Raw genomic sequence first — 17,719 nt, 5'->3', positions numbered from 1 at the left:
GACCGGGCCTCTTCGCGAGCAAGCCCGCTCCCACAGGGATTGATGGTGTACACAAAATGTGTGATCACCAAAGAAGCCTGTGAGGGCTGACTTGGCCCCATCACTGGCAAGCCAGCTCCCACAGGGATTGATGGTGTACACAAAATGTGTGATCACCAAAGAAGCCTGTGAGGGCTGACTTGGCCCCATCGCTGGCAAGCCAGCTCCCACAAGGATTGATGGTGTACACAAAATGTGTGAGCACCAAAGAAACTTGTGGGAGCGGGCTTGCTCGCGAAGGGGCCGGTCCAGGCAACACAGATCAGTGAGACTCCCCAGCCTTCAGCCCTTGCGGCAGTTTCCTGGTCAGCAAAATCGCCAGCATGCTGATCCCCAACGCAATCCCGACAAAGTGAAACGCATCGTTGTAGGCCATGATCAGCGCCTGCTGATGCACGATCTCGCTCAACTTGCCGAGCGCCGCCGTGTCACTGCCAAACCGGTCGGTCATCGATGCCAGTCGCTCGGCCACTTGCGGATTGGTCGGCACCACCGCTTCACGCAAATAATCGAAGTAAGTCTTGGTGCGCGCATCCAATAGCGTGGCGAGCAGGGCGATGCCGATCGCGCCGCCGAGGTTGCGCAGGATGTTGAACAGGCTCGATGCCGACCCCGCGTCCTGCGGCAGGATGTACGCGGTGGCGATCAGCGAAATGGTGACCATGATCAGCGGTTGACCCAGTGCCCGGATGATCTGGATCTGATTGAACTGCGGCCCGGCGAAATCCGGGTTGAGCACCCCCGACGAAAAACTCGCCAGCCCGAACAGCCCGAAGCCCAGGGTGCACAGCCATTTCGGCGAAACGAACTTCATCAGCTTCGGCACCAGCGGAATCAGGAACAGCTGCGGCACGCCCATCCACATGATCACTTCGCCGATCTGCAGGGCGTTGTAATTCTGGATCTGCGCCAGGTAGAGCGGCAGCAGATAGATCGAGCCGTATAAACCGACGCCCATGCCGAGGCTGGAAATGCTCGACAAACCGAAGTTGCGATTGCGCAGGATGCCGAGGTTGATCAGCGGATTGGGTTTGGAGACCTGCACGATGACGAAGGTGATCAGGCTCAGCAGGGCAATGCTGCCCAGGGTCACGATCAGGTTCGATTCCAGCCAATCCTTGCGGTGGCCTTCTTCGAGAAAAACTTGCAGGCAGCCGAGGCCGACACCCAGCGTGAGAATTCCGGTGTAGTCGGTGCTTTTCAGCAGTTCCCAGTGCGCTTCCTTCTTCTCCAGCCCGTACATCAGCCCGGCGATCATGATCAGCCCCGGCGGGATGTTGATGTAGAAGATGTATTCCCAGCCCCAGTTCTCGGTGAGCCAGCCGCCAAGGGTTGGGCCGATGGAGGGGGCGAAGGTCGCGGTCATGGCGAACATCGCCATGCCTTTGGCGCGATGGTGTTCGGGGAGTTTGATCAGGGTCAGGGTGAACGCCAGCGGGATCAGCGCGCCGCCGGTGAAGCCTTGCATGGCGCGAAAGACGATCATGCTTTCGAGGCTCCAGGCCATCGAGCACAGCAGTGATGACAGCAGAAAACCCAGCGACACCCACACCGCCAGCCGTCGCGCGGAGAGCAACTGCACCAGCCATGCGGTCAGCGGGATCATGATGATTTCCGCGACCAGATAGGAGGTGGAAATCCACGAGCCTTCTTCCAGTGTCGCCGACAGCGCGCCCTGAATGTCCTTGAGTGAGGAGTTGGTGATCTGGATGTCGAGCACCGCCATGAACGCGCCGAGCATCACGCTCATTACCGCGATCCAGTCCCGCCGGGTCGGTTCGCCGACCGGGCGGATCAGCGAATCACCGGCCATTGTCTGGGGCGTCTTTGATATTCACGGTGGCGGTGACCGACATGCCCGGGCGGATCTTGCCATGCAACGGGTTATCGGCCTTGAAGGTCAGTTTCACCGGAATCCGCTGCACGACTTTGGTGAAGTTGCCGGTGGCGTTATCCGGCGGCAGCAGGCTGAACTGTGCGCCCGAGGCGGCGAACAGGCTGTCGACCCGCGCTTCGATCGGCGTGTCGCTGTAGGCATCGAAGGTCAGCTCGGCTTTCTGTCCGGGCTGCATGTGACCGATCTGGGTTTCCTTGAAGTTGGCCTGCACCCAGATGTCTTCATCGGGAACGATCAACAGCAGATAGGCGCCGGCCTGCACCACCTGACCATTGCGTGCAGCACGCTGGCCGACCATGCCGCTGATCGGCGCGTGGATTTCGCTGCGAGTCAGGTTGAGTTCGGCCTGGGCGATGTCTGCACGGGCGTTGGCAATCTGCGCGTCGAGACGTTTGATCTCGGCAGTCAGTGCATTGACCTGCTGGCGCTGGCTCTGCGCATCGGCCTGGGCCTTGGCCACTTGCGAGCGGGCGATATGGGCGTCAGCGGAGAGGGTGGTCACGCGTTCTTCGGAAACGTAGCCGGGTTTGCGCAGGGTTTCAGCACGCGATAAATCCATCTGCGAGCGGCCAAGGGTGGCTTGGGTGGTCGCCACTTGCGCGTCGCTGGCGGCGATCAGGCTCGATTGCTGGGTCAATTTGCTTTGTGCCTGCAAACGCTCGGCTTCGCGGGTGGCGAGGGCGGCATTGGCGCGGTCGACCGCGAGGCGGAAATCATTGGGTTCAAGGCGCACCAGCAACTGGCCTTTTTCCACGTGCTGGTTGTCCTGCACCAACACTTCGTCGATGCGTGCGCTCAACTGGCTGGAGACGCGGGTGATCTCGCCCTGGACATAGGCGTTATCGGTGCTTTCATAAAAGCGCCCCTTGAAAAACCAGTGGGCGAAGAAGCCCCCGGCAATCAACAGAACCAGCAGCAGGAAAATAAACAGGCGACGCTTGAGTTGGGCAGGCATGAGGCAAACTGTAGTCGAGGAATTGTAAGGAAAGTTATCTGCGGCTGAATCTGGCATACCGCCGATAAACGGTAAATGCCAATGGCTGATATTCGGCCCGTCACCACGGTCTATGGGCGTTACAGACGCAAACTTGGCTTAAATGCCCTGCCCGCTGGAGCGGGGCGGGTGTCGCCTGTTACCATTCGCCGCTTGATTGTTTTGCTTTTCATTCTTTTCGAGACATGCCATGACCACCGTCCGCACTCGCATCGCGCCATCGCCTACCGGGGACCCCCACGTAGGTACCGCTTACATCGCATTGTTCAACTACTGCTTTGCCAAGCAGCATGGCGGTGAGTTCATCCTGCGCATCGAAGACACCGACCAGTTGCGTTCGACCCGCGAGTCCGAACAGCAGATCTTCGACGCCCTGCGCTGGCTGGGGATCGACTGGAGCGAAGGCCCGGACGTCGGCGGCCCGCACGGCCCGTACCGGCAAAGTGAGCGTGGCGATATCTATCAGAAGTATTGCCAGCAACTGGTCGACATGGGCCATGCGTTCCCGTGCTTCTGCACCGCAGAAGAACTGGACCAGATGCGCGCCGAGCAAATGGCGCGCGGCGAAACCCCGCGTTACGACGGCCGCGCGCTGCTGCTGTCGAAGGAAGAAGTCGCCGCCCGTCTGGCCGCCGGCGAACCGCACGTGATCCGCATGAAGGTGCCGACCGAAGGCGTCTGCGTGGTGCCGGACATGCTGCGCGGCGATGTCGAGATCCCGTGGGATCGCATGGACATGCAAGTGCTGATGAAGACCGACGGCCTGCCGACGTACTTCCTCGCCAACGTGGTCGACGACCACCTGATGGGCATCACCCACGTGCTGCGCGGCGAAGAATGGCTGCCATCGGCGCCGAAACTGATTTTGCTTTACGAATATTTCGGCTGGGAACAACCGGAGCTGTGCTACATGCCGCTGCTGCGTAACCCGGACAAGAGCAAGCTGTCCAAGCGCAAGAACCCGACCTCGGTGACCTTCTACGAGCGCATGGGCTTCATGCCCGAAGCGATGCTCAACTACCTCGGTCGCATGGGCTGGTCGATGCCCGACGAACGCGAGAAGTTCTCGCTGCAGGAAATGGTCGACAACTTCGACCTCAAGCGTGTGTCCCTCGGCGGACCGATCTTCGACATCGAGAAGCTGTCGTGGCTCAACGGCCAGTGGCTGCGAGATCTGCCGGTGGAAGAATTCGCCGCGCGAGTGCAGAAGTGGGCGTTCAATTCCGAATACATGATGAAGATCGCACCGCTGGTTCAGGGGCGCGTGGAAACCTTCAGCCAGGTTGCACCGCTGGGCGGCTTCTTCTTTGCCGGTGGCGTGAACCCGGATGCCAAGCTGTTCGAATCGAAAAAGCTTTCCGGTGATCAGGTGCGTCAGTTGATGCAATTGATCTTGTGGAAGCTGGAAAGCCTGCGTCAGTGGGAGAAGGACAGCATCACTGCGACGATTCAGGCGGTGGTCGAATCCCTCGAGCTGAAGCTGCGCGATGCGATGCCGCTGATGTTTGCCGCGATTACCGGGCAGGCCAGTTCGGTATCGGTGCTCGATGCGATGGAGATCCTCGGCCCTGATCTGACCCGTTTCCGTCTGCGCCAGGCGATTGACCTGCTGGGTGGAGTGTCGAAGAAAGAAAACAAAGAGTGGGAAAAGCTGCTGGGCGCGATTGCTTAAGCACGTCTGACTCTGCGGTAACCGCCGAAGGCCGGGATCGTTTGATTCCGGCCTTCGGCGTTTTTCCCCCGGATTTTCTGGGGGAGGGCGGTAAGTGATTGTTATGCCGACAAAAAACTTTGAAATTTTTTAAAAATAAGTTTGACAGGCTTTCGATACGCCCTTAAGATTCGCCCCGTCCTCAGCGATGACATCAACGATGAGGGGCTATAGCTCAGCTGGGAGAGCGCTTGCATGGCATGCAAGAGGTCGACGGTTCGATCCCGTCTAGCTCCACCAATTTACACTTCGAAGCCTGGCCACACCGGCTCCGAAGCGATCAACACTCAGCGTTGATCAGTTGTATAGAAGGGTTTGCGTCCCCTTCGTCTAGTGGCCTAGGACACCGCCCTTTCACGGCGGTAACAGGGGTTCGAGTCCCCTAGGGGACGCCAGTTTTACAGAAGCGATGTTGCAAGATGTCGCTCCGCCGCGAGGCGAAAAATCCGGGGCTATAGCTCAGCTGGGAGAGCGCCTGCATGGCATGCAGGAGGTCAGCGGTTCGATCCCGCTTAGCTCCACCAATTTTACAGTTCAAGGTCTGGCCACACCGGCCTTGAATCAGATCAGATCTCAGCACTGATCAGCTGTATAGAAGGGTTTGTGTCCCCTTCGTCTAGTGGCCTAGGACACCGCCCTTTCACGGCGGTAACAGGGGTTCGAGTCCCCTAGGGGACGCCACGATTACCCGCTCTGCGGGATTTATAAGGGTCATTCAATTATTGAATGGCCCTTTTGTTTGTCTGGCGTTTGGCCAACTCTCCTTTTTCCTTACACTGTGCTTCAGACCAGCGGTCATATCCTCGACTTGCGGAATATTATTATGCGAATAATATTCTAGTCGTAATATTCGGAGGCAACGATGAACGATAAAAAAGCTCAAACCCGCGAACGCATCCTCAAGGCGGCCAGTGCCGCACTGATGCAGCGTGGCCCGGCGGATCCCAGCGTGGGCGAAGTGATGGGCGCCGCCGGCCTGACCGTCGGTGGTTTCTACGCGCACTTCGAAAGCAAGGACGCGATGATGCTCGAGGCGTTCAAGCAACTGCTCAGCCGTCGACGCGACCTGATTGCCGACATGGATTCCGAGCTGACTGGCGAAGAGCGTCGTGCCCTGGTCGCTGCGTTCTATCTGTCACGCAAGCACCGTGATTCCAGCGATGCCGCGTGCCCGATTCCGGCCTCTATTGGCGAACTTGGGCGTCTGCCGGAATCCTTCCGCATTGCGCTGAACGAACACCTGGAACTGATGATTGCGCAGTTGGCGTCCAGCCCCGAGGACACCGACAAGGCGTTGGCCGATGTGGCGTTGATGGTGGGTGGTCTGGCGCTGGCACGCGCGCTGGGCCCGGGCGATTTATCCGATCGATTGCTGCGCGCTGCCAAGTCGGCGGTGCGTTGACCTGAAGGCAACACGCCTGAGGAGAAAGCGATGAACACGTTGAAGTGGGTTCGTGGCGTTAATGGCACCTTGGGCTGGATTGCACCGCAACGAGTAGCAAGCAAAATGCGTCAGGCGTTCATGACGCCGCGCACGTTGCCGCTGCGTGATTGGGAGCTGCCGCTGCTGGCGAGTGCCGAACGCATCACGCTGCGCTTCGGCCTGTCGGCGCTGCGTTGGGGGCAGGGGCCGGCGGTGCTGTTGATGCACGGTTGGGAAGGGCGGCCCACCCAGTTTGCGGCGTTGATCACGGCGCTGGTTGAGGCCGGTTACACCGTCGTTGCCCTCGATGGCCCGGCCCATGGTCGTTCGCCGGGGCGTGAAGCCAACGTCGTACTGTTCGCCCGCGCCATGCTCGAAGCGGCCGCCGAATTGCCTCCTCTTCAAGCCGTCATCGGCCACTCCATGGGCGGCGCCAGTGCCATGCTCGCGGTGCAACTGGGCCTGCGCACCGAAACCCTGGTCAGTATCGCTGCCCCCGCACGGATCCTCGGCGTGCTGCGCGGTTTTGCTCGCTATGTCGGCATGCCGCCGCGGGCGCGCTCGGCGTTCATCCGCCAGGTCGAGCAGGACGTCGGCATGCGCGCCGCGACCCTTGATGTCGCGCACTATCAACTGGATATGCCGGGCCTGATCGTGCATGCCGAGGACGACACCTTTGTCTCGGTCAAGGAATCGCAATTGATCCACGAATCCTGGTTCGACAGTCGCCTGCTGCGCCTGGTAAGCGGCGGCCACCAGCGCGTGCTGGCCGACCCTCGAGTGGTTGATGGCGTGTTATCACTGTTGGCGGGGCGCAGCCTTCAAGCGCGGCAATCGGCCTGACATCCGTTACACTGCCCCGGTTGAATAATCTGACCGGGAGTGGGGCATGGGCTGGGATCGGGCAACGCCGTTCACCATTGATCTGCAAGTAGGCGCCGAGGACATCGACGGGCTGGGCCACGCGAACAACGCGGTGTACGTGACCTGGCTCGAGCGCTGCGCCTGGCGCCACTCGCAGCGTCTGGGGCTGGATCTGGTCGAGTACCGGCGCCTGGATCGGGCGATGGCCGTGGTGCGTCACGAAATCGATTATCTGGCGGCGGCCTACGAAGGCGACGAACTGCAACTGGCGACCTGGATCGTCGATTGGGACCAGCGCCTGAAAATGACCCGGCACTTCCAGCTGATCCGCCCCAGCGACAACGCCACCCTGCTGCGCGCCCAGACCACTTTCGTCTGCATCGAACTGTCTAGCGGCAAACCCAAGCGCATGCCGGCGGAGTTCATCGAGGGTTACGGCCCGGCAATCCAGACTTCAGGGGTAGCGAAAACCTGACCTGTGGGAGCGGGCTTGCTCGCGAAGGCGTCGTGTCAGTCAGCATTCATTTGACTGATCCACCGCCTTCGCGAGCAAGCCCGCTCCCACAATGATCCCGCGATTAACCACAAAACCTGCTGCAGACCTCAATCCCTGTGGGAGCAGGCTCACACCTGTAAGGGATCTGCGGTTTTTCTCGTAATCCAGTAAACTGCCGCACGTTTTTTCTTCCTGAGTAGTGTTTTCCCCATGCAAATTGCCCTGGCGCCCATGGAGGGGTTGGTCGACGACATCCTGCGCGACGTGCTGACCCGCGTTGGCGGCATCGACTGGTGCGTGACCGAGTTCATTCGGATCAACGATCAGTTGCTCACCCCGGCCTACTTCCACAAGTTCGGCCCGGAGTTGCTCAACGGCGCCCGCACCCGTTCCGGTGTGCCGTTGCGCGTGCAATTGTTGGGTTCCGATCCGGTGTGCCTGGCGGAAAACGCGGCGCTGGCCTGCGAGCTCGGTTCGGAAGTGATCGACCTGAACTTCGGCTGCCCGGCCAAAACCGTCAACAAGTCGCGGGGCGGAGCGGTGCTGCTCAAGGAACCGGAACTGCTCAACTCCATCGTCGAGCACGTGCGTCGTGCCGTGCCGGCGCACATCCCGGTCACCGCGAAGATGCGCCTGGGTTTCGACAGCCCGGACGGCTCGCTGGTCTGCGCCACTGCGCTGGCCGAGGGCGGCGCCGAACACATCGTGGTGCACGCCCGGACCAAGGTCGATGGCTACAAGCCGCCGGCGCATTGGGAGTGGATTCCGCGGGTGCAGGACGTGGTCAAGGTGCCGGTGTTCGCCAACGGTGATATCTGGAGCGTCGAGGACTGGCGCCGCTGCCGCGAGATCAGCGGCGTCGAAGACATCATGCTCGGTCGCGGTCTGGTCTCGCGCCCGGATCTGGCCCGGCAGATCGCTGCCGCGCGCGCCGGTGAAGAAGTGGTCGAGATGAGTTGGGCCGAGCTGCTGCCGCTGATCCAGGACTTCTGGCTGCAAGCCAAGGCGCAGATGACCGCACGCCAATCGCCGGGTCGCTTGAAGCAATGGCTGGCGATGCTGACGCGCAATTATCCCGAGGCGACCGAGCTGTTTACCGTGCTGCGTCGCGAGACGGAGCCGGACCAGGTCTCGCGTTTGCTCGGTTTGCCGGTCGCCGCCGCAGCCTGAAAAAAATCTGCAAATACTCTCTTGAAATCATTTTGGCGGTCCCTATCTAAGGGTTACGCGATGCCGAATTCGGGTCGCGGAGTCAAAAAACCTTGCTGATTGTTTTCAGGAGATTTGAACCATGAGTACTGCATTTTCCCTGGCACCACTGTTCCGTTCCTCGGTGGGTTTCGACCGTTTCAACGACCTGTTCGAAACCGCGCTGCGCAACGAGCCAGGCAGCACCTACCCACCCTACAACGTGGAAAAACACGGTGACGATCAATACCGCATCGTCGTAGCGGCAGCCGGTTTCCAGGAAGAAGACCTGGAGCTGCAAGTCGAGAAGGGTGTGCTGACCATCAGTGGCGGCAAGCGTGATGCCAACGAAGGCGTGACCTTCCTGCATCAAGGCATTGCCCAGCGTGCTTTCAAGCTGTCCTTCCGCCTGGCCGATCACATCGAGATCAAGGCCGCCGACCTGAGCAACGGTCTGCTGAGCATCGACCTGCTGCGGGTGATCCCGGAAGAAGCGAAAGCCAAGCGCATCCCGATCAACGGAGCGCAAAAGCCGGTTCTGCAATAAGGCCGAGCAAGAAAAAAGGGCGCCCCTGGCGCCCTTTTTTTGTGCCCGTCATTCGAGCATCTTTTTCAACGCCTCCAGCGCCACCGGCCGACTGTGCAGGTAACCCTGATACAAATGGCAGCCCAGACCCTGCAGGAACGCCAGTTGCTCCGGCGTCTCCACGCCTTCGGCAATCACCTCCAGTTCCAGGCTGCGGGCCATGGCGACGATGGCGCGGATGATCTCGGCGTCGTTGGGGTCGGTGGTTGCGTCGCGGATGAACGACTGGTCGATTTTCAGGGTGTCCACCGGCAGGCGCTTGAGGTAGGTCAGCGATGAATAGCCGGTGCCGAAATCGTCCATGGCGAAGCTCACGCCAAGTTTTTTCAGACGGCGCATTTTGCTGATGGTGTCTTCCAGGTTCTGGATGACGATGCCCTCGGTGATCTCCAGTTTCAGCAGCGAGCAGGGCAGGCCGTGGCTGCTCATGCTGTGTTCGATGCGTTCGACGAAGTCGTTCTGGCGGAACTGCCGTGGGCTGATGTTTACGCACAGGCTGAAGTTGAGCGGGTCGACCAGTTTCAGCGCGATCAATTGTTTGAACGCCTCACAGGCCTCATCGAGGATCCAGGTACCGACCTCCAGAATCAGCCCGCTGTCTTCCAGCACCTTGATGAATTCAGTGGGCGATTGCGCGCCGAGTTCCGGGTGATTCCAGCGCACCAGCGCCTCGGCGCCAATGATGCGGTTGTCCTGCGCATCGACCTGCGGCTGGTAATGCACGTTGAACTCGCCGCGCGATAACGCCAGACGCAGGTCGGTCTCCATGCGCAGCCGCTCGCTGGCCGCTTTCTGCATGGTGTTGTGGTACATCTGCGTGGTGTTGCGCCCGGAATCCTTGGCCCGGTACAGGGCGATGTCGGCGCGTTTGAGCAGGTCGGTCGGGGTCGAGCCGTGATCGGGAATCAGCGCCACGCCGATGCTCGGTGTCACCTGCAGGCGCTGGCCGTCGAGGAACATCGGCTCCGAGAGCAGTTCGCGAATGGTGTCGGCCAGTTCCCGCACTTGTGCGCTGACCTCGTTGCGCGTGCCTTCAAGGCCACTGAGCAGCACCACGAACTCATCGCCGCCGAGACGCGCCACCGTGTCCTCCATGCGCACGCTGGCTTCGAGCCGTGCGGTGATGATTTTCAGCACCGTATCGCCGACCGGGTGGCCCAGCGAGTCGTTGATGTGCTTGAAGTGGTCAAGGTCGAGGAACAGCAGCGCACCGCGCAGGTTGTGGCGCTTGAGCAGGGCGATCTGCTGGCTCAGGCGATCCATCAGCAGGGCGCGGTTGGGCAGATTGGTCAGCGGATCGTGATAGGCCAGATGGCGGATCTGTGCTTCAGCGTTTTTCAACAGGCTGACGTCCCGGGCGGTCAGCAGCAGGCACGCCGTTTCGTTGAGGGTGATCGGTTCGATCGACACTTCAACGGTCAGCAACTCACCGCGCTTGTTGCGCCCGAGCATCTCCTGATGATGAACGCGGCCCTTGATCTGCAGTTCGGCAAGCAGCGCCGAGCGTTGTTTCTCTTCGGCCCAGATGCCGATCTGGTACACGGTTTTGCCCACCACTTCTTCGGCACGATAACCGGTGAGGCGGCAGAAACCGTCGTTGACCTCCAGATAGCGCCCAGTGTCGCGTTCGGTGATGGTGATCGCGTCGGGGCTGGAGTGAAATGCTTTGGCGAATTTCTCTTCGCTGGCCTTGAGTGCGGCTTCGGAGCGCTGTTGTTGGGTGATGTCACGCAAGGTGGTGACGATGCACGGCTGATTGCCGACGCTGATCTGCCGGCTGGAAATCACGCACGTCAGCGACTGGCCGTCCTTGTGCTGGACGATGATCGCGACATTGCTCAGACCCTGTTCGCGGATCACCCGCTCGATGCGTTGCAGACTCTTCGCCGAGGCGTCCCACAGGCCGATGTCCTCGGCGGTGCGCCCGATCACGTCGGCGGCGCTCCAGCCGAAGGTCTGGGTGAAGCTGTTGTTGATCTCGATGAACTCGCCGCTGTCCTGGCGGGTGACGCAGATCGGGTCGGGGCTGACCTGGAACAGCGTGGCGAATTTCTCTTCGGAGGCGACCAGGCGTTGCTCGCGCTCGACCTGATCGGTGATGTCCAGCAAGGTCCCGGCCATGCGCAGCGGCGCGCCGTTTTCGTCGCGATAGAGGCGGGCGCGGCTTTCCAGGTAGCGCGAGCTGCCATCCGCCAGTTGCACGCGATAGGTCAGTTGATAGTTGCCGGCCGGGCCTTCGCGCAGGCTGCGGTAGGCGTCGCGCATGCTGTCGCGCTCCTCGCCGGGCACGCCTTCGAAGAACTCCTCGAATGATTCGTGAAACGGGATCGGCTCCAGCCCGTGCAATTGCGCGGCCCGCGCCGAGCCGTAGAGCATGCCGCTGGGGATGTGCCAGTCCCAGGTGCCGAGTTGCGCCGAGTCCAGCGCCAGATCAAGGCGTTCCTGACTGTCTTTCAAGGCGTGTTCGGCGGCTTTGCGTTCGGTGGTGTCGAGAAACGTGCTGAGCAGATACGGCTGGCCTTCGAGTTCGACCTTCTGCGCGCTGAGGATGCCGTCATGAATCTGCCCGTTGCTGGCGCGGAACTGCACTTCCATGCTGATCAATTCACCTTTGGCCTTGGTCTTTTTCACCAGCTCTGCGCGTTGTTCCGGGTGCACCCACAAGCCCAGTTCCAGTGTGGTGCGACCGATGGCGTCCTGGACCGGCCAGCCGAACAGACTTTCGAAATACTGGTTGGCTTCGGTGATCAGGCCGTCTTCCTGGCGCGTCAGCAGCACCATGTTCGGGCACAGGTGAAAAAGTGTGGCGAAACGTTTCTCCGAGCTGCTCAGAGCCTGTTCGCGCTGGCGCTGGTGGGTGATTTCGCGAATCACCCCGATCATTCGGGGCCGGCCGTTTTTGTCCGGCAGCAGGCTGCCGCTGATTTCCAGCCAATGCAGGCTGCCGTCGGGCCAGCGGATGCGGTGGTGCATCGCCTGTTCCAGCGGGGCGCCGGCAATCACCGCGTGGAAGGCGCGCACGGTTTTCGCCCGGTCTTCGGGCGGCAGCAGATCCAGATATTCAAGATCCTGCGGCAACGGTTGACGTGGATCGAAGCCGAACAGCGCCTGAGTGCCCCGTGACCAGCTGATCTGCCCGCGCTCGATGTCCCAATACCAGGCGCCGAGCCGGGCGCCGTTGAGCGCGGCGAGCAATTGCGGCGCACTCTCCCAGCTCTGCTCGGAACGTCGCGGATCAATGGCCTGAATACGCGGCATCGGCGGAATTCGGTCAACAGATTTCGGCATTGTTAACGGGCCTTGAGCTGATGGTGGCGTTAGGCACAGGGACAGCGGCTCTATAGGAGTAGCACAAGTTAGCCGGGAGTCCCTGGCAGATCGATTTGCGCATCCAGCAAGGCCATGAAAGCCCTTGCCGCATTCGACAGCGTCCGTTCGGTGTGCACGATATAGCCTAGCTGGCGACTGAGCTGTATGCCCGGCAAAGGTATGCGCGCCACTTGTTCATCAAGCATGGTGCGGGGCAGAACACTCCAGGCCAGACCAATGGAGACCATCATCTTGATGGTTTCCAGGTAGTTGGTGCTCATGGCGATGTTCGGCGTCAGCCCTTGGGCTTCGAACAAGCGTTGGACAATGTGATGAGTAAAGGTGTTGCCTCCGGGAAAAACCGCCGGATGACCGGCAATGTCCGCCAGGCTCACTGCGCCATTGCTGATCAGCGAATGCTCCGGCGCCACCACGAAATCCAGCGGGTCGTCCCACACCGGCGTGGCTTTGACCAGTGTGTGCGGCTCTGGCGCCAGGGTGATCACCGCCAGTTCCGCACGGCCATGGAGAATCTCTTCGTAAGCCACTTCCGAATCAAGGAACTGAATATCCAGCGCCACCTGTGGGTAGCGGCGGGTGAATTCCCTTAACAGGGGCGGCAAGCGGTGCAGGCCGATGTGGTGACTGGTGGCCAGGGTCAGCCGGCCGCTGACTTCGCCGGTCAGGTTGGTCAGGGCGCGGCGGGTGTCGTCCAGCACGTTGAGAATCTGGTACGCCCGGGGCAGCAGGGCGCGGCCAGCCTCGGTCAGGCCGACTTCACGACCGAGTCGGTCGAACAGTCTTACCTTCAATTGTTGCTCCAGTCCGGCGATGCGTTTGCTGATCGCCGGTTGCGTCAGGTGCAGGCGTTCCCCGGCGCCGGAGAAGCTGCCGGTCTCGGCGATGGCGATAAAAGCATTGAGGTTGGCCAGATCCATGGTTCGTATTCCAGTTAGTTATCCAAAGCATAAAAAATATGAATTTGAGTTATTTAATGTAACCCCATAGGATCGGCCTCACAAGCCAAAGGGTTATTGATAAGCCCAGGGCATAGAAACAAGCTGATGAGGAACCGTCTGATGGCCGGCAAAACGCTCTACGACAAGCTCTGGGATTCGCATTTGGTCAAACAGCGCGACGATGGCTCGGCGCTGATCTATATCGATCGTCACATCATCCACGAAGTGACCTCGCCGCAAGCCTTCGAAGGCCTGCGTCTGGCCGGGCGCAAGCCTTGGCGAATCGATGCCAACATCGCGACCCCGGACCACAACGTACCGACCACACCGGAGCGCAAGGGCGGCATCGCCGCGATTGCCGACCAGGTCTCGCGTTTGCAGGTTCAGACCCTCGATGACAACTGTGATGAGTACGGCATTGTCGAGTTCAAGATGAACGACATCCGCCAAGGCATCGTCCACGTGATCAGCCCGGAGCAGGGCGCAACCTTGCCGGGCATGACCGTAGTCTGCGGCGACTCGCACACCTCGACCCACGGCGCGTTCGGTGCCTTGGCGCACGGGATCGGCACTTCCGAGGTCGAGCACGTGCTCGCCACCCAGTGCCTGGTCGCGAAGAAAATGAAGAACATGCTGGTGCGCGTCGAAGGTCAGTTGCCATTCGGTGTGACCGCCAAGGACATCGTCCTCGCGGTGATCGGCAAGATCGGCACCGCCGGCGGTAACGGCCATGCCATCGAATTCGCCGGCAGCGCGATCCGCGACCTGTCCGTCGAAGGCCGCATGACCATCTGCAACATGTCCATCGAAGCCGGCGCCCGTGTGGGCCTGGTGGCTGCGGACGAAAAGACTGTCGAATACGTCAAGGGCCGTCCGTTCGCACCGACAGGCGCGCAGTGGGATCAGGCGGTTGAAGCCTGGAAAGACCTGGTCTCCGACGCCGACGCCAAGTTCGACACCGTAGTTGAGTTGGACGCTGCACAGATCAAGCCGCAAGTCAGCTGGGGCACTTCGCCTGAAATGGTGCTGGCCGTTGATCAGAACGTGCCGGATCCGGCCAAAGAGATGGATCTGGTCAAGCGCGATTCGATCGTCCGCGCCTTGAAATACATGGGTTTGACCGCCAATCAAGCGATCACCGACATTCAGCTGGATCGCGTGTTCATCGGCTCCTGCACCAACTCGCGCATCGAAGACTTGCGCGCTGCGGCCGTGATCGCCAAGGGTCGCAAAGTCGCTTCGACGATCAAGCAGGCAATCGTCGTACCGGGCTCGGGTCTGGTGAAGGCGCAGGCGGAAGCCGAAGGTCTCGACAAGATCTTCCTCGAAGCCGGTTTCGAATGGCGTGAGCCGGGTTGCTCGATGTGCCTGGCGATGAACCCGGACCGCTTGGAGTCCGGCGAGCATTGCGCCTCGACCTCCAACCGTAACTTCGAAGGCCGTCAGGGCGCCGGTGGTCGTACCCACCTCGTGAGCCCGGCCATGGCCGCTGCGGCGGCGGTGAACGGTCGTTTCATCGACGTTCGTGAATTGATCTGAAGGAGAGCGCAGCATGAAAGCTTTTACCCAGCACACTGGTCTTGTCGCGCCTCTGGATCGTGCCAACGTCGACACCGACCAGATTATCCCGAAGCAGTTTTTGAAGTCGATCAAGCGCACCGGTTTCGGCCCGAACCTGTTCGACGAGTGGCGTTACCTGGATGTCGGTCAGCCGTATCAGGACAACTCCAAGCGTCCGTTGAACAAGGAGTTCGTGCTCAACGCCGAGCGTTATCAGGGCGCCAGTGTGTTGCTGGCCCGCGAGAACTTCGGTTGCGGCTCCAGCCGTGAACACGCGCCGTGGGCGCTGGAAGAATACGGCTTCCGCAGCATCATCGCGCCGAGCTACGCCGACATCTTCTTCAACAACAGCTTCAAGAACGGCTTGCTGCCGATCATCCTGAGCGACGCTGAAGTCGATGAATTGTTCAAGCAGGTCGAGGCCGAGCCGGGCTATCAATTGCAGATCGATCTGCACGAGCAGACCGTGACCAGTCCGAACGGCAAGGTGTACCGCTTCGAGATCGACGCGTTCCGCAAGCATTGTCTGCTCAATGGGCTGGACGATATCGGCCTGACTTTGCAGGACGGTGATGCGATTGCGGCGTTCGAGGCCAAGCATCGTGTGAGCCAGCCATGGTTGTTCCGCGACGCATAATTTGTGTATGGCGAATGACGCCATCGCGAGCAGGCTCACTCCTACACGTGTACGCATTCCAAATGTAGGAGTGAGCCTGCTCGCGATGAGGCCCGCAAAGGCAACACAAGACTCCAGCCAAAAAGGAATTCCCCATGACCAGCACCGCCCAGCACACCCAGGTTGTACAAAAACAATTCGGTGAACAGGCCGCCGCCTACCTGAGCAGCGCCGTTCACGCTCAAGGCACCGAATTCGCGCTGCTACAGGCTGAACTGGCCGGGCAGGGCCAAGCCCGGGTGCTGGACCTGGGTTGCGGCGCCGGTCATGTGAGTTTTCATGTGGCGCCACTGGTCAAGGAAGTGGTGGCCTACGACCTGTCGCAGCAGATGCTGGATGTGGTCGCCGCTGCGGCGGTTGATCGCGGCATGAACAACATTACCACGGTCAACGGCGCCGCCGAGCGCCTGCCGTTTGCCGATGGCGAATTCGATTACGTGTTCAGCCGTTATTCGGCGCACCATTGGAGCGACCTCGGGGTGGCCCTGCGCGAAGTGCGCCGGGTGCTGAAACCGGGTGGCGTGGCGGCGTTCGTCGACGTGTTGTCACCGGGCAGTCCGTTGTTCGACACTTACCTGCAAAGCGTCGAGGTGCTGCGCGACACCAGCCACGTGCGCGATTATTCCGCCGGTGAGTGGTTGCGTCAGGTCAGCGAGGCCGGGCTGCACACTCGCAGCACCACGCGTCAGCGCCTGCGCCTGGAATACAGCAGTTGGGTCGAGCGCATGCGCACGCCCGAGGTGATGCGCGCGGCGATCCGCCAGTTGCAGCAGTCGATGGGCAACGAAGTGCGCGAATATTTTGAGATTGATGCCGACGGCTCGTTCAGTACAGATGTAATCGTATTGATGGCCGAACGCTAAGCATTTTTCCGGGCGCGCCTGTTAGAGGCGAACCGATTGAAGACACGAGGAAAGCATGAGCAAGCAGATTCTGATTCTCCCAGGTGACGGTATTGGTCCGGAAATCATGGCCGAAGCGGTCAAGGTGCTGGAGCTAGCCAACGACAAGTACAGCCTGGGCTTCGAGCTGAGCCATGACGTGATCGGTGGCGCCGCCATCGACAAGCACGGCGTGCCGCTGGCCGACGAAACCCTCGAGCGTGCCCGTGCTGCCGATGCAGTCCTGCTGGGCGCCGTGGGCGGCCCGAAATGGGACACCATCGAGCGTGACATCCGCCCTGAGCGCGGTCTGCTGAAAATCCGTGCGCAACTGGGCCTGTTCGGCAACCTGCGTCCGGCGATCCTCTACCCGCAACTGGCCGACGCTTCGAGCCTGAAGCCGGAAATCGTTGCCGGTCTGGACATCCTGATCGTCCGTGAGCTGACCGGCGGCATCTACTTCGGCGCGCCACGCGGCACCCGCACCCTGGAAAACGGCGAGCGTCAGTCTTACGACACCCTGCCGTACAGCGAAAGCGAAATCCGCCGTATCGCCCGCGTCGGTTTCGACATGGCCATGGTTCGCGGCAAAAAGCTGTGCTCGGTGGACAAGGCCAACGTGCTGGCGTCCAGCCAACTGTGGCGTGAAGTGGTCGAGCAGGTCGCCAAGGATTACCCTGAAGTCGAACTGAGCCACATGTACGTCGACAACGCCGCCATGCAACTGGTGCGCGCACCGAAGCAGTTCGACGTGATCGTCACCGACAACATGTTCGGCGACATTCTCTCCGACGAAGCCTCGATGCTTACCGGATCGATCGGCATGCTGCCGTCGGCCTCGCTGGATTCGAACAACAAGGGCATGTACGAGCCTTGCCACGGTTCGGCCCCGGACATCGCCGGCAAAGGCATTGCCAACCCGCTGGCGACCATTCTGTCGGTGTCGATGATGCTGCGTTACAGCTTCAATCTGCACGATGCGGCCGATGCCATCGAGAAAGCCGTCAGCGTGGTGCTGGATCAAGGCTTGCGCACCGGTGACATTTATTCGGCCGGTTGCACTAAAGTCGGAACGCAGGAAATGGGTGACGCAGTAGTCGCCGCGCTGCGGAATCTGTAATCTCTCGGGCCCGCTG

14 protein-coding genes and 4 tRNA genes are annotated in these 17,719 nt (G+C 60.7%); 14 read left to right on the top strand and 4 right to left on the bottom strand.

From position 1 onward, the window contains the following. Positions 1-301: 301 nt before the first annotated feature. A complete protein-coding gene (locus V3W27_RS16210) occupies positions 302-1,852 on the bottom strand; it encodes an MDR family MFS transporter (RefSeq protein ID WP_330207053.1) in 1,551 nt (516 codons plus the stop codon). Further along, positions 1,842-2,891, bottom strand: a complete 1,050-nt coding sequence (locus V3W27_RS16205; RefSeq protein WP_330207052.1) for an HlyD family secretion protein — start codon at positions 2,889-2,891, stop codon at positions 1,842-1,844. The genes V3W27_RS16210 and V3W27_RS16205 overlap by 11 nt, the downstream gene beginning before the upstream one ends. 229 nt (positions 2,892-3,120) lie before the next feature. Here V3W27_RS16205 and gltX point away from each other — a divergent pair, with 229 nt between their 5' ends. From gltX to V3W27_RS16155, 10 genes are all read left to right on the top strand, one after another. Then, positions 3,121-4,602 (top strand): glutamate--tRNA ligase, encoded by a 1,482-nt coding sequence (gene gltX, locus V3W27_RS16200; RefSeq protein WP_003226448.1) that lies wholly within the window; start codon positions 3,121-3,123, stop codon positions 4,600-4,602. A 203-nt stretch (positions 4,603-4,805) separates the two neighbouring features. Next, positions 4,806-4,881 (top strand) — tRNA-Ala (locus tag V3W27_RS16195). Positions 4,882-4,960: 79 nt separating this feature from the next. Next, positions 4,961-5,036, top strand: a tRNA-Glu gene (locus tag V3W27_RS16190). 53 nt (positions 5,037-5,089) lie between these two features. After that, positions 5,090-5,165: transfer RNA gene (locus tag V3W27_RS16185), tRNA-Ala, on the top strand. 81 nt (positions 5,166-5,246) lie between these two features. Then, positions 5,247-5,322: transfer RNA gene (locus V3W27_RS16180), tRNA-Glu, on the top strand. A gap of 181 nt (positions 5,323-5,503) precedes the next feature. Next, entirely contained in the window at positions 5,504-6,043 is a 540-nt protein-coding gene (locus V3W27_RS16175) for a TetR/AcrR family transcriptional regulator (RefSeq protein WP_007969225.1), read from the top strand. A gap of 30 nt (positions 6,044-6,073) precedes the next feature. Further along, positions 6,074-6,907 (top strand): alpha/beta fold hydrolase, encoded by an 834-nt coding sequence (locus V3W27_RS16170; protein WP_330207051.1) that lies wholly within the window; start codon positions 6,074-6,076, stop codon positions 6,905-6,907. Between the two features lie 46 nt (positions 6,908-6,953). Continuing rightward, entirely contained in the window at positions 6,954-7,403 is a 450-nt protein-coding gene (locus tag V3W27_RS16165; RefSeq protein ID WP_027611525.1) for an acyl-CoA thioesterase, read from the top strand. Between the two features lie 231 nt (positions 7,404-7,634). Then, entirely contained in the window at positions 7,635-8,594 is a 960-nt protein-coding gene (locus tag V3W27_RS16160; RefSeq protein ID WP_027611526.1) for a tRNA dihydrouridine synthase, read from the top strand. A 121-nt stretch (positions 8,595-8,715) separates the two neighbouring features. Further along, positions 8,716-9,159 (top strand): Hsp20 family protein, encoded by a 444-nt coding sequence (locus V3W27_RS16155; protein WP_007969230.1) that lies wholly within the window; start codon positions 8,716-8,718, stop codon positions 9,157-9,159. 48 nt (positions 9,160-9,207) lie between these two features. Here V3W27_RS16155 and V3W27_RS16150 read toward each other — a convergent pair whose 3' ends face one another. Together V3W27_RS16150 and V3W27_RS16145 are read right to left on the bottom strand one after the other, a co-directional pair. Continuing rightward, positions 9,208-12,486 carry a sensor domain-containing protein gene (locus tag V3W27_RS16150; protein ID WP_330207050.1) on the bottom strand — a complete coding sequence of 1,093 codons (3,279 nt, stop codon included), beginning with the start codon at positions 12,484-12,486 and terminating at the stop codon, positions 9,208-9,210. Positions 12,487-12,554: 68 nt separating this feature from the next. After that, positions 12,555-13,445: a LysR family transcriptional regulator gene (locus tag V3W27_RS16145; protein ID WP_007969232.1), complete on the bottom strand. Its 891-nt coding sequence runs from the start codon at positions 13,443-13,445 to the stop codon at positions 12,555-12,557. 141 nt (positions 13,446-13,586) lie between these two features. Between V3W27_RS16145 and leuC the strand changes: the two genes are divergently transcribed. The 4 genes from leuC to leuB all read left to right on the top strand — a co-directional run bounded on the left by leuC (position 13,587) and on the right by leuB (position 17,703). Beyond that, positions 13,587-15,005: a 3-isopropylmalate dehydratase large subunit gene (leuC, locus tag V3W27_RS16140; RefSeq protein ID WP_027611528.1), complete on the top strand. Its 1,419-nt coding sequence runs from the start codon at positions 13,587-13,589 to the stop codon at positions 15,003-15,005. A gap of 13 nt (positions 15,006-15,018) precedes the next feature. Beyond that, entirely contained in the window at positions 15,019-15,663 is a 645-nt protein-coding gene (gene leuD, locus V3W27_RS16135; protein ID WP_007969234.1) for a 3-isopropylmalate dehydratase small subunit, read from the top strand. A 134-nt stretch (positions 15,664-15,797) separates the two neighbouring features. Next, positions 15,798-16,565, top strand: coding sequence for a class I SAM-dependent methyltransferase (locus V3W27_RS16130; protein WP_330207049.1), 768 nt, complete (start codon positions 15,798-15,800; stop codon positions 16,563-16,565). Positions 16,566-16,620: 55 nt separating this feature from the next. Next, positions 16,621-17,703, top strand: coding sequence for a 3-isopropylmalate dehydrogenase (gene leuB / locus V3W27_RS16125; RefSeq protein WP_027611530.1), 1,083 nt, complete (start codon positions 16,621-16,623; stop codon positions 17,701-17,703). Positions 17,704-17,719: the final 16 nt, after the last annotated feature.

This window comes from Pseudomonas sp. AM14(2022) (assembly GCF_036346455.1).
Taxonomy (GTDB): Bacteria; Pseudomonadota; Gammaproteobacteria; order Pseudomonadales; family Pseudomonadaceae; genus Aquipseudomonas; species Aquipseudomonas putida_A.
Note: the sequence above shows the minus strand (reverse complement) of the source record. Positions and strands in the feature narration are given on the sequence as shown.

Bases quoted from the DNA above. Each gene is read 5' to 3' on its own strand.
- leuD (WP_007969234.1), top strand. From the start codon at position 15,019: ATGAAAGCTTTTACCCAGCACACTGGTCTTGTCGCGCCTCTGGATCGT.
- leuC (WP_027611528.1), top strand. From the start codon at position 13,587: ATGGCCGGCAAAACGCTCTACGACAAGCTCTGGGATTCGCATTTGGTC.
- V3W27_RS16130 (WP_330207049.1), top strand. From the start codon at position 15,798: ATGACCAGCACCGCCCAGCACACCCAGGTTGTACAAAAACAATTCGGT.
- leuB (WP_027611530.1), top strand. From the start codon at position 16,621: ATGAGCAAGCAGATTCTGATTCTCCCAGGTGACGGTATTGGTCCGGAA.
- V3W27_RS16145 (WP_007969232.1), bottom strand. From the start codon at position 13,445: ATGGATCTGGCCAACCTCAATGCTTTTATCGCCATCGCCGAGACCGGC.
- V3W27_RS16170 (WP_330207051.1), top strand. From the start codon at position 6,074: ATGAACACGTTGAAGTGGGTTCGTGGCGTTAATGGCACCTTGGGCTGG.
- V3W27_RS16165 (WP_027611525.1), top strand. From the start codon at position 6,954: ATGGGCTGGGATCGGGCAACGCCGTTCACCATTGATCTGCAAGTAGGC.
- V3W27_RS16160 (WP_027611526.1), top strand. From the start codon at position 7,635: ATGCAAATTGCCCTGGCGCCCATGGAGGGGTTGGTCGACGACATCCTG.
- V3W27_RS16210 (WP_330207053.1), bottom strand. From the start codon at position 1,852: ATGGCCGGTGATTCGCTGATCCGCCCGGTCGGCGAACCGACCCGGCGG.
- V3W27_RS16150 (WP_330207050.1), bottom strand. From the start codon at position 12,486: ATGCCGAAATCTGTTGACCGAATTCCGCCGATGCCGCGTATTCAGGCC.
- V3W27_RS16205 (WP_330207052.1), bottom strand. From the start codon at position 2,891: ATGCCTGCCCAACTCAAGCGTCGCCTGTTTATTTTCCTGCTGCTGGTT.
- V3W27_RS16155 (WP_007969230.1), top strand. From the start codon at position 8,716: ATGAGTACTGCATTTTCCCTGGCACCACTGTTCCGTTCCTCGGTGGGT.
- gltX (WP_003226448.1), top strand. From the start codon at position 3,121: ATGACCACCGTCCGCACTCGCATCGCGCCATCGCCTACCGGGGACCCC.
- V3W27_RS16175 (WP_007969225.1), top strand. From the start codon at position 5,504: ATGAACGATAAAAAAGCTCAAACCCGCGAACGCATCCTCAAGGCGGCC.